15 protein-coding genes are annotated in these 10,539 nt (G+C 64.2%); 9 read left to right on the top strand and 6 right to left on the bottom strand.

The window, feature by feature from the left end:
- On the top strand, positions 1 to 759 hold a 759-nt coding region (locus SAS01S_RS20230; RefSeq protein WP_500799085.1), incomplete at its 5' end, for a DNA mismatch repair MutL family protein.
- 81 nt (positions 760 to 840) lie between these two features.
- Here the strand turns inward: SAS01S_RS20230 and SAS01S_RS20225 are convergent.
- The gene (locus SAS01S_RS20225) at positions 841 to 1,728 is read right to left on the bottom strand and encodes a PhzF family phenazine biosynthesis protein (RefSeq protein ID WP_066812774.1); all 888 of its coding nucleotides are present in this window, start codon (positions 1,726 to 1,728) and stop codon (positions 841 to 843) included.
- Between SAS01S_RS20225 and SAS01S_RS22680 the strand changes: the two genes are divergently transcribed.
- Positions 1,719 to 1,979: a hypothetical protein gene (locus SAS01S_RS22680; RefSeq protein ID WP_157082926.1), complete on the top strand. Its 261-nt coding sequence runs from the start codon at positions 1,719 to 1,721 to the stop codon at positions 1,977 to 1,979. The genes SAS01S_RS20225 and SAS01S_RS22680 overlap by 10 nt on opposite strands.
- Positions 1,980 to 2,095: 116 nt before the next feature.
- On the opposite strand, the gene rplI is transcribed toward SAS01S_RS22680, so the two are convergent.
- The 4 genes from rplI to SAS01S_RS20205 form a co-directional block, all read right to left on the bottom strand.
- Complete coding sequence (rplI, locus tag SAS01S_RS20220) at positions 2,096 to 2,716, bottom strand: 50S ribosomal protein L9 (RefSeq protein WP_066812772.1); 621 nt, start codon at positions 2,714 to 2,716, stop codon at positions 2,096 to 2,098.
- 12 nt (positions 2,717 to 2,728) lie between these two features.
- Positions 2,729 to 2,953 (bottom strand): 30S ribosomal protein S18, encoded by a 225-nt coding sequence (rpsR, locus tag SAS01S_RS20215; RefSeq protein WP_066583513.1) that lies wholly within the window; start codon positions 2,951 to 2,953, stop codon positions 2,729 to 2,731.
- Positions 2,954 to 2,965: 12 nt separating this feature from the next.
- The gene (gene rpsF, locus SAS01S_RS20210; RefSeq protein WP_066812771.1) at positions 2,966 to 3,364 is read right to left on the bottom strand and encodes a 30S ribosomal protein S6; all 399 of its coding nucleotides are present in this window, start codon (positions 3,362 to 3,364) and stop codon (positions 2,966 to 2,968) included.
- A gap of 320 nt (positions 3,365 to 3,684) precedes the next feature.
- Entirely contained in the window at positions 3,685 to 4,056 is a 372-nt protein-coding gene (locus SAS01S_RS20205; RefSeq protein WP_066812770.1) for an RcnB family protein, read from the bottom strand.
- A gap of 326 nt (positions 4,057 to 4,382) precedes the next feature.
- On the opposite strand from SAS01S_RS20205, the gene fabD reads away from it, so the two are divergent.
- From fabD to mltG, 7 genes are all read left to right on the top strand, one after another.
- Positions 4,383 to 5,318 (top strand): ACP S-malonyltransferase, encoded by a 936-nt coding sequence (fabD, locus tag SAS01S_RS20200; protein WP_066812769.1) that lies wholly within the window; start codon positions 4,383 to 4,385, stop codon positions 5,316 to 5,318.
- A gap of 187 nt (positions 5,319 to 5,505) precedes the next feature.
- Positions 5,506 to 6,246: a 3-oxoacyl-[acyl-carrier-protein] reductase gene (gene fabG, locus SAS01S_RS20195; RefSeq protein ID WP_066812776.1), complete on the top strand. Its 741-nt coding sequence runs from the start codon at positions 5,506 to 5,508 to the stop codon at positions 6,244 to 6,246.
- A complete protein-coding gene (locus tag SAS01S_RS20190) occupies positions 6,243 to 6,758 on the top strand; it encodes a hypothetical protein (RefSeq protein ID WP_066812768.1) in 516 nt (171 codons plus the stop codon). The genes fabG and SAS01S_RS20190 overlap by 4 nt, the downstream gene beginning before the upstream one ends.
- A 32-nt stretch (positions 6,759 to 6,790) precedes the next feature.
- Positions 6,791 to 7,360 carry a hypothetical protein gene (locus SAS01S_RS20185; protein ID WP_066812763.1) on the top strand — a complete coding sequence of 190 codons (570 nt, stop codon included), beginning with the start codon at positions 6,791 to 6,793 and terminating at the stop codon, positions 7,358 to 7,360.
- 87 nt (positions 7,361 to 7,447) lie between these two features.
- The gene (locus tag SAS01S_RS20180) at positions 7,448 to 7,684 is read left to right on the top strand and encodes an acyl carrier protein (protein WP_066583498.1); all 237 of its coding nucleotides are present in this window, start codon (positions 7,448 to 7,450) and stop codon (positions 7,682 to 7,684) included.
- 118 nt (positions 7,685 to 7,802) lie between these two features.
- Entirely contained in the window at positions 7,803 to 9,062 is a 1,260-nt protein-coding gene (gene fabF / locus SAS01S_RS20175; protein ID WP_066812762.1) for a beta-ketoacyl-ACP synthase II, read from the top strand.
- Positions 9,063 to 9,069: 7 nt separating this feature from the next.
- The gene (gene mltG, locus SAS01S_RS20170) at positions 9,070 to 10,059 is read left to right on the top strand and encodes an endolytic transglycosylase MltG (protein ID WP_066812761.1); all 990 of its coding nucleotides are present in this window, start codon (positions 9,070 to 9,072) and stop codon (positions 10,057 to 10,059) included.
- A 139-nt stretch (positions 10,060 to 10,198) separates the two neighbouring features.
- Here the strand turns inward: mltG and SAS01S_RS20165 are convergent.
- Positions 10,199 to 10,539: beta/alpha barrel domain-containing protein (locus SAS01S_RS20165; RefSeq protein WP_500799084.1), on the bottom strand; the 341-nt coding region annotated here is incomplete at its 5' end.

Raw genomic sequence — 10,539 nt, 5'->3', positions numbered from 1 at the left:
GCCGCGTGGCGGCCCGAGCCGATCGCGCCGACGCCAACCTTATGGGACGAACCGCAAGGCGAGACACTGACTATGTCGCGCCTGCCCTCGGCGGTGTTCGAACGTCGGCCCAGCTTCAGCGCGCCGCCGCCGCTGGCGCGCGCGGAGCCGGCGTGGGCGCCCCCGCCGGACACTGTCGCTCATCCCCTCGGCGTCGCGCGGGGCCAGGTGGCGAAGACCTATATCGTCGCCGAAGCCGAAGACGGCCTGGTGCTGGTCGACCAGCACGCCGCGCATGAGCGCCTAGTCCTCGAACGCATGCGCGCCGCGCTCGCCGGCGGCAAGGTCGCGGCGCAGGCATTGCTGCTGCCCGAAGTGATCGAACTCGACGAACCCGCTTGCGACCGGCTCGAGGCGCGGATCGAGGAACTGGCCGAGCTCGGCCTCGACCTCGAACGTTTCGGCCCGCGCGCGATGCTGGTCCGCTCGACGCCGGCGCTGTTGGGGCAGGGGGACGTCACCGGCCTCGTCACCGATCTCGCCGACGAACTCGCCGCGTTCGACGAGGCGCTGAGCCTTAAAGAACGCCTCGACCACGTCGCCTCGACCATGGCCTGCCACGGCTCGGTCCGCGCCGGTCGCGTCCTGTCGGTCGCCGAGATGAATGCGCTACTCCGCGAGATGGAGGTGACCCCGCATTCTGGCCAATGCAACCATGGCCGCCCGACCTGGGTGAAGCTCGCGCATGGCGATATCGAGAAGTTGTTCGGGCGGAAGTGACCAGTACGTCTTGAAGTAACTGTCTCGCCGGAGGCGATTTGGAGTCGAAACGCACCTAACCGTGGGGGCGCTGCCTTCCGGTCACGGGGTGATCTCGCCTTGCATGACCGCCACGCAAGAACCGCGCAATGTCGCGACGATCCCTTCCGGCGTGCGACGTGCCTCGACTTGCAACAGGCTAGCCCTGCCCATCTCGACGCCTTGGTGGATATCGAAGCGACTGGCCTGCGCTTCGGGGTCGAGCGACAGTAGCAGGCAGGCGAGCGGCGCATTGGCGCTGCCGGTGGCGGGGTCTTCCCACGTCCCGGACAGGGGGGCGAACATCCGGGCGCGGAGAACCTGACCGTCCCTGGAATAAACGTGGAGCGCGAAACGGTCGCCGAATTGTGGATAGGCGTCACGCGCTTCTCTGAACGCTGCGAGCGAGGGATCGCTTCCCGACAGTGCTTCGGCCGTCAATTCGGCGATGATGAAGGGATTGCCGTTCGACGCCGCGATCGGAAGATGGTGCTTCGTTACTACAGCCGCGGGGTCGAGTTGAAGTGCGCGAGCGACGACCTCGGGCGCGACAACGTCCCCCAAGCTCAACGGCTGGGGCGCGACGACGCTCGCGCCGACCGGCGCGCCCTCGCCGTTGCGGTGGATGTCGACCTGTACGATCCCTGCGGGCACTTCGAACACTGCTTTGACCAGCTCGGGGCGTTGGCTTGCGAGGACGAAGGCGGTGCCGACCATCGGATGACCGGCGAACGGCATTTCGGCGGTACGATTGAAGATGCGCACCCGGGCGGTGTGGGCGGGATCGGACGGCGCCACGACGAAGGTCGTCTCACTCAGGTTGAACTCGGCCGCCACGGCCTGCATCGTGCGATCGTCGAGCGCGTCGGCACTGACGACAACGGCCAGCGGATTTCCGCCGAAACGCGTGTCCGTGAACACATCGACGGTGAAGAATGGCAATGTCGACATGGCGTCGTCCCGATCCGGTGCGTGGGCGAATTTTCTATGCGGCCACGTATCCTCGGCAGCCGCGAGGAAAAGGTTCCGCGCTCAAAGAAAAACTTTTCCGTTCATCTTCTGGAAACTTCGTGACCTCGTACGCATTTTCAGTAGCGCGAAAGATTGCTGATGGACTGGAATTTACCGTGAAGGTGCTGCCGTTCGTTTTTGCGCTGGTTCCGCTGGTGGCGGTCGTGAGCGCCTGTGTTTCGACGTACTGAAATCCCCCCGTCGGTACGTCGCTAGCCGACCCTCCCTCCCCCCGAAGGGTCGCAAAGAAAAGGGCCGCCCGGGATTTCCCGGACGGCCCTTTTTCTATGCCCGAAGCCGGAAAGGCTCAGCCTTCCGAAGCTTCCTCGGCAGCCGGCGCAGCAGCGTCGGCGGCAGGCGCCTCGGCAGTCGCGCCCGGCTCGGCGTTGGGATCGTAATCCTCGGTGAACCCGGTGACCTCGCGGCCTTCCTCGAACATCTGCGCCATGACGTCGACGCCCTTCGACTGCATCTCGGCCTCTTCGGGCGAGCGGGCTACGTTGACCTTGACGGTCACGGCGACCTCGGGGTGCAGCTGGACCTTCACGTCATATACGCCGATCGCCTTGATCGGCTTGGCGAGCACGACCGCCGACTTGGCGACCTTGTGGCCATCGGCTTCGAGCGCTTCGACCAGATCGCGAACCGCGACCGATCCGTAGAGCTGACCGGTGTTCGACGACTGACGGATCAGGGTGATCGCCACGCCATCGAAATTCTTGGCTTCCTTCTCGGCATCGGTCCGGCGCGACGCATTGTCGGCCTCGATGCGAGCGCGGTTCGATTCGAACACCTTGCGGTTGGCTTCGTTGGCGCGCAGCGCCTTCTTGTTCGGCAGAAGGTAGTTACGGGCAAAGCCGTCCTTGACCTTCACGACATCGCCGATGGCGCCGAGCTTCTCGACGCGCTCCAGCAAAATAACGTCCATTGCGGGCGCTCCTTACTTAACGAGGTAGGGCAGCAGGCCCAGGTGACGGGCGCGCTTGATGGCCTGGGCCAGCTCGCGCTGCTTCTTCGCGCTCACCGAAGTGATGCGCGAGGGGACGATCTTGCCGCGCTCGGAAACGAAGCCCTGCAGCAGCCGGACGTCCTTATAGTCGATCCGGGGGGCGTCCTTCGCGGAGAACGGGCAGCTCTTGCGGCGGCGGAAAAAGGGTCGTGCCATAGTCGTTGCTCCTTATTCGCCGTCGAAACCGCCGCGGGGTCCGCGGTCGTTGCGATCGCCGCGCTCGCTGCGACGTTCGCGATCACGCTCATTCTTGCGCATCATCACCGACGGGCCGGTCTCGAGCTCGTCGACCTTGACGGTCATGTAGCGGATCACGTCTTCGTTGATCTGGGTCTGGCGCTCCAGCTCAGCGACGACCGAACCCGGTGCGTCGATCTCAAGCATCACGTAATGCGCCTTGCGGTTCTTCGCGATGCGATAGGCCAGGCTGCGCAGGCCCCAGGTCTCGGTCTTGACGACCTTGCCCTGATTGTCCTCGATGATCTTGGTGGCGGCTTCCGCCAGTGCGTCCACTTGCGCTTGTGCCAGATCCTGGCGCGCAAGGAACACGTGCTCGTAAAGAGCCATGTCTTACCTCTATCTTGGCCGATCGCTGACGCCGCACCATGCGGTCGCCCCTCCGGCTATCGTCTTCAATGCAACCGGGGCGGAGAGAACGCGTCCCTCCACCCCGATGCCGGCTCCCATACAGGTTTGTGGATGGAATGCAAGGTAAGCAAAGCCCTCTCCGGCGTGGAAAGCCCTCTCCCGCATGCGGGAGAGGGTAGGGTGAGGGTCTTCTTTCTTCCTTCTTTTTGATTCCGTGAGGAGGAAGAAAGAAGAAGACCCTCACCCTCCCGCTGCGCGGGCCCCTCCCTCTCCCGCGAGCGGGAGAGGGTTTTTACACCTCAGTTGAACGCGCCGCCGATGACCGCGCCGATCAGGCCGCCGGTGATCGCGACGAGCACCGCATCGTTACCCGAGCGCACCCAGTGATAGCCGCGCGGCGGCGCATAGAGGCGATGCCCGCGATATTGCTGCCAATTGTTCACCACGCGATAATTCTGGGCGTAGCGATTGTCGAAGCGCTGGCCCTTGTTCCACTTGCGCCATTGCGGCCGCGCGGGAGTCACGACACGCTTGGTCACCACGGTACGGCCGTGCGGACCGGTCTGGACCCGGGTGACTTCGTGGCGTTGCGGCGCGGCGGACGCGGGAGCGATGGCAAACGGGCTCGCCAGCATGGATGCGGCGGCAGCGGCGATGATCACTTTCTTCATTGTAACCTCCAGTCGGTCGACGTCGTGAACGGCGTCGAGAACCAATCTGGGAACCGCTTGTCGTGGAGATGTCGCGAGGCAAAGGTGATTGTGTATCATATTGTCGCATGCGCGCTGCGGCAATGAATAGCGGTTCAGAAAATGGAACCATTTCATTATCTTTGTTGGGGTGCGCGGCCGTTAAGTCATGACGGCGGTTCAAAGCAGTCGGTCTGGGACAAGCCGGAAGCTTGTCTCGACCTAGCCAACGAGCCGCACCTGGATCGACTGAACTTGCGCAACGAGCGCAGCATTTCTAGTGCCGCAGCCTCAACGGGAGACTGAGGATGCGCGCTTTCATATTTCCGGGCCAGGGCAGCCAGGCCGTGGGCATGGGCAAGGCCCTCGCCGAGGCCAGCGCCGCCGCGCGCGACGTGTTCCAGGAAGTCGACGAGGCGCTCGGCCAGCATCTGTCGGCCCTGATGTTCGACGGACCCGCCGACGAACTGACGCTCACCGCCAACGCCCAGCCCGCGATCATGGCCAATGCGATCGCGACATTGCGCGTGCTGGAGAAGGAAGGCGGGCTGAAACTCGCCGACAAGGCCGATTACGTCGCTGGACACAGCTTGGGCGAATATACCGCTCTATGTGCCGCCGGCGCGCTCGACCTCGCCACTACCGCGTTATTGCTGCGTCACCGCGGCGAGGCGATGCAGGCAGCGGTCCCGGTAGGGGTGGGCGCGATGGCGGCCTTGCTCGGCGCCGACCTGACGATCGCGCAGAAGATCGCCGACGCAGCCGCGCAGGGCGATGTCTGTACCGTCGCCAACGATAACGATCCGTCGCAGGTGGTCATCTCGGGCGCCAAGGCAGCGATCGATCGCGCTATCGAGATCGCCAAGGACTACGGCGCCAAGCGCGCCATCGCGCTCCCGGTATCGGCACCGTTCCATTGCCCGCTGATGCAGCCCGCCGCCGATGCGATGGACAAGGCGCTGGCCGAGGCGCGGATCGACACGCCATTGGTCGCGGTCTTCGCCAACGTCACCGCGCAGCCGGTCAGCGACGTCGACACGATCCGCAAGCTGCTGGTCGAACAGGTGACCGGCATGGTGCGCTGGCGCGAATCGGTGATCAACATGGCCGACACTGGGGTCGAGCGCTTCGTCGAATTCGGCGGCAAGGTCCTGAGCCCAATGGTCAAACGCATCGTCCCCGATGTCGACGCGTCGAGCGTGATCTCGATGGAGGATATCGAGGCACTGGCTAAGTCGTTTTGATTCACGCGGAGGCGCGGAGGCGCGAAGGTTGCTGAATCTAGAGGCTTTGGCGTCTGCTGTCGTTGACGACGCGTTGTGAATGCGGCGAGACGCTCCAGGATGGCCTTCGCCGCCTAGTAAATGACTACAAACCCTTTGCGCCTTAGCGCCTTTGCGTGAATCAAAGTCAAAATCTGGAGATGAAATGATGTTCGACCTCACAGGCATGACGGCCCTCGTTACCGGCGCGTCCGGCGGGATCGGGTCGGCGATCGCGCAGGCGCTGGCCGGGCAGGGAGCTCGGCTCGCCGTGTCGGGATCGAATGCCGACAAGCTGGAGGCGTTCCGGGCGTCGCTCGGCGGGGATCATGTCGCGTTGCAATGCGATCTGTCGGACGGCGCCGCGGTCGATGCGCTCGTGCCACAGGCGGTCGAGGCGCTGGGCGGCAAGCTCGATATCCTGGTCAACAATGCCGGCGTCACTCGAGATAATCTCGCCATGCGGATGAAGGACGAGGAGTGGGATCAGGTCATCAAGGTAAACCTTGAAGCCGCGTTCCGCCTCGTTCGCGCCGCCGCCCGCCCGATGATGAAGGCGCGCTATGGCCGCGTCATCTCGATCACCTCGGTGGTCGGCGCGACCGGCAACCCCGGCCAGGCCAATTACGCCGCCTCCAAGGCCGGGCTGGTCGGCATGTCCAAGGCGCTGGCGCAGGAACTCGCCAGCCGCAACATCACCGTCAATTGCGTTGCTCCCGGCTTCATCCGCTCGGCGATGACCGACGTCCTGCCGGAAGCGCAGAAGGCCGCGTTGCTCGGCCGTATCCCTGCAGGCGATCTCGGCACCGGCGAGGATATCGGTGCCGCAGTAGTCTATCTCGCGTCGAAGGAAGCCGGCTACGTCACTGGCCAGACACTCCACGTCAATGGCGGGATGGCAATGCTGTGAGGACGATTCTGATCGCCGCCGCCCTGCTCGCGCCCGGCACCGCCTGGGCGGCATCGGGTGATATCGGCTGTATCGAAGCGAAACTGGGCCCGACCGCGATGCAGCGGATCGGGGACGGTGTCGTCGCCGCAGTCGACAAGGGAGGCAATCCCGCGGCCGCGCTCGATGCCGACCGCGACGCATTGCTCGCCGCCCGCCAGGCCTGCCGTAGCGCCGGCAATTGGTCGCCGGGCGCGGTTCAGGCTGCGGTTTCCTATACGCAGGGCAAAGCGACGAAGCTGGGCGCCGAAGCCGCGCTCAGGAATGACGGGCTCGATGCCGCCAGGCTCGCGATGGCCTATGCCGCTTTGCCGGTCGACGATCGCAGGAGCCTGATCGAGAAAGCATCCGCGGGTGCGCTGACCGCTGTCACCGCTGCAACGAAAGGCGCGCAGGCGCGGCGGCACGTGCTGTTATTCTATTCGGCACTTGCGGCGATCGAGTTTTATCCGGCAGAATTTGCCAACCTCTGACCGGATCGACAGGGGCAATTGGGGGACGGGTGATGCTGATTTTTCTTGCGCTTGCATTTCAATCGGCAATTCCCGTTACGGCTGCCGCCGAGATCAACTGCCCCGTCACCGAATATGGATTGGTCCCGGAGAAACTTTCGGCGCTCAGCGACGAATCGAGTAGTGCGGCCGACAAGGATTCGGCGCAGGCAGCCGTGCGGGATGCGCTGGTGAAATGTGCCGCCGGTCATAAATGGTCGGAGAACCGGGTAAATGCAGCGATTATGCATGTGATAACGGAGGGCCAAATCCTCAGCGGCAAAAAGAAATATGCCGCGTTAGGATCACGAACCGTTCCATATGACACGCTGTACGGATATTTTCGGACGTTGAGCTTCGACGACCGGGTCGCGACGGTGAAGGGAGAATCGCCGGCGGCCGATAAGCTGAAGGCCTTTTTGGCAAAAAGCGGTTTCCGGTTCGACGGCAACGGCACCGAGGATGATGGCGTGATGAGCGGAACCACCGGAGACGTGTTCGCCGGCTGGATCATGCGTGATGAAGCTGAGGCTGCGTTCACCGAAGATCGCGCAATGCGGGAGCTGGACCTTGGCGAACGGTAGAGCCTCTTGCGCGGGCACCACTCGCGTTCTACGTGCGTTCAGGAAACTCCCCGGGCAGGCCCCGGAACAATAGAGGGAAGCTGACGAATGAGCGATACTGCCGACCGGGTGAAGAAGATCGTGGTCGAGCACCTAGGCGTCGAAGCCGGTTCGGTGACGCCTGAGGCTAGCTTCATCGACGATCTCGGTGCCGACAGCCTCGACATCGTCGAGCTGGTGATGGCGTTCGAGGAAGAGTTTGGGGTCGAAATCCCGGACGACGCCGCCGAGAAGATCACGACCGTCAACGACGCGATCACCTATATCGACGCACATCAGGGCTGAGCCCTCTTTTCCGTGGCTGACCGCCGCGGGCGTATAGAGTAACGAGCGGCTCCCCGTCCCAGGGTTACCCAGGGCCGGGGGGCCGTTTCGCTGTAAGAGACTTGGATTGGAGAAGACCATGCGGCGCGTAGTCGTGACCGGCCTGGGCCTGGTGACCCCCTTGGGGGCGGATGTCGAAACGGCCTGGAAGAATATCATCGCGGCCAAATCGGGCGCGGGGACGATCACGCGCTTCGATGCGACCGATTTCCACAGCAATTATGCGTGCGAAGTGAAGCCGGCTGACCACGAATATGGTTTCGATCCCGACAAGCGTGTCGACCACAAGGTCCAGCGCCAGGTCGATCCGTTCATCATCTATGGCATCGATGCCGCCGGCCAGGCGCTCGAAGATGCCGGCCTGACCGATATGAGCGAGGAAGAGCGCTATCGCGCCGGTTGCTCGATCGGATCGGGCATCGGTGGCTTGCCAGGCATCGAAAGCGAATCGCTGGTGCTCGCCGCAAAGGGGCCCAAGCGCGTCTCGCCGCACTTCGTTCACGGCCGACTAATCAATTTGATCACCGGCCAGGTGCAGATCAAATACGGGTTGATGGGTCCCAACCACGCGGTGGTTACGGCATGTTCGACCGGCGCGCATGCGATCGGCGACGCCGCGCGGATGATCGCGATGGACGATGCCGACGTCATGCTCGCCGGCGGCGCGGAAGGCGCGATCTGTCCGATCGGCATCGCCGGCTTCGGCCAGGCTCGCGCGCTGTCGACCGGGTTCCGCGACGAACCGTGGCGCGGCAGCCGCCCCTACGACAAGGATCGCGACGGCTTCGTCATGGGCGAAGGCGCGGGCGTCGTGTGCCTCGAAGAATATGAGCACGCCAAGAAGCGCGGCGCCAAAATCTATGCCGAAGTGATCGGCTATGGCCTGTCGGGCGATGCCTATCACGTCACCGCGCCGCACCCGGAAGGGTCGGGCGCGTTCCGCTCGATGGAAATGGCGATGCGCAAGTCGGGCCTCGACCTGAGCGACATCGATTACATCAACGCCCACGGCACCTCGACGCCGCTCGGCGACGAACTCGAGCTCAACGCCGTGCGCCGCCTGTTCGGCAACAACATCGCCACCATGTCGATGTCGTCGACCAAGTCGGCGATCGGGCATCTGCTCGGCGGCGCGGGCGCGGTCGAATCGATCTTCTGCATTCTCGCGCTGCGCGACCAGATCGTGCCGCCGACGCTCAACCTCGACAATCCCAGCGACAATTGCGCCGGCGTCGACCTCGTCCCGCACATTGCCAAGGAGCGTAAGGTCAAGGCGGTGCTCAACAATTCCTTCGGCTTCGGCGGCACCAATGCCAGCCTGGTGATGAAGGCGGTCTGACCCCGTCATGGCCCGGAAGAAGCGCGGCGGCAGCCGGTTCGGATGCCTCGGTCTCGTCGCCGCGCTGCTATTGGTCGCAGGTGGCTTCTGGCTGGTCCATAGCTGGGGCGGGCGCGGGCCGTTGCAGAAGAACGTCACCGTCTCGATCGCGCCGGGCACCAGTCTCAACAAGGCGGCCGAGCAACTCGAACAGGCCGGCGCGATCTCGTCCGCCAGCCGCTTCATGTTGCTCGCCAAATTCTTTGGCGGTGGGGCAGGAATCAAGGCCGGCGAGTATCGCATCCCCGCGCATCTCAGCCAGTCGGACATCCTGAAGCTGCTGCAGGGCGGGAAGACGCTCCAGCGTTTCATCACCATTCCCGAAGGCTGGCCGTCGATCATGGCGCAGGAGCGGTTGATGGCGATGTCCGAACTGACCGGCAAAATCGCCGTGCCCGCGGAAGGGTCGCTGCTCCCCGACAGCTACAGTTTCGAGCGCGGCGACAGCCGGGAGGCGATCATCGAGCGGATGCAGCGCGCCATGTCGCTCTATCTCGACCAGGCCTGGGCGAAACGCTCGCCGACGACCGTCGCCAAGACGCCGCGCGAGGCGCTGATCCTCGCGTCGATCGTCGAGAAGGAAACCGGCAAACCGTCGGAGCGGCGGATGGTCGCCGCGGTCTATTCCAACCGCTTGAAGCGCGGCATGCCGCTGCAAGCCGATCCGACGGTGATCTATCCGGTAACCAAGGGTAAGCCGCTCGGCCGCCGTATCCTGCGCTCGGAGCTCGAGGCGAATAACGGCTACAATACCTATGCGATGACCGGGCTACCCAAGGGGCCGATCGCCAATCCGGGGCGGGCATCGATCGATGCGGTGCTCAATCCGGCGGATTCGCAGGCGTTGTATTTCGTCGCGGACGGGACGGGCGGGCATGTGTTCGCCGACACGCTCGAACAGCATAACGCCAATGTGCAGAAATGGTACGCGATCAGGAGAGCGCGCGGGGAGATGTAAACTCCCTCTCCCGCTGGGAGAGGGAAGGGGCCCGCGCCGAAGGCGTGGGAAGGGTGAGGGCAGGGCGGAGATAGAGCCAAGCTGCCCTCACCCTTCCGCCGCTTCGTGGCTCCCTCCCTCTCCCAAAGGGAGAGGGCATCTAGCGCAACGCCGCCGCAGCCCGTGCCTTCGCCTCGACTTCCTCGGGCGTCCCTGTACACACCCAACTCCCGCCGACGCACAGCACCGGCTCGAACGCAAGCCAGTCGGGAGCATTGGTTTCGCTGACGCCACCCGTGGGACAGAATTTACACTGATAGAAGGGCGCGGCGAGGCTCTTTAGCGCCTTGAGCCCGCCATTGGCCTCGGCCGGGAAGAATTTGAAATGCGTCAGCCCGAGATCGAGCCCGCGCATGAGGTCGGCCGAATTGGCGATGCCCGGCAGATAAGGGACGCCGCTCGCGATGATCGGCTCGGCCAGCCGCTCGGTCAGCCCAGGCG

The organism is Sphingomonas asaccharolytica NBRC 15499, from assembly GCF_001598355.1.
Lineage (GTDB): Bacteria > Pseudomonadota > Alphaproteobacteria > Sphingomonadales > Sphingomonadaceae > Sphingomonas > Sphingomonas asaccharolytica.
Note: the sequence above shows the minus strand (reverse complement) of the source record. Positions and strands in the feature narration are given on the sequence as shown.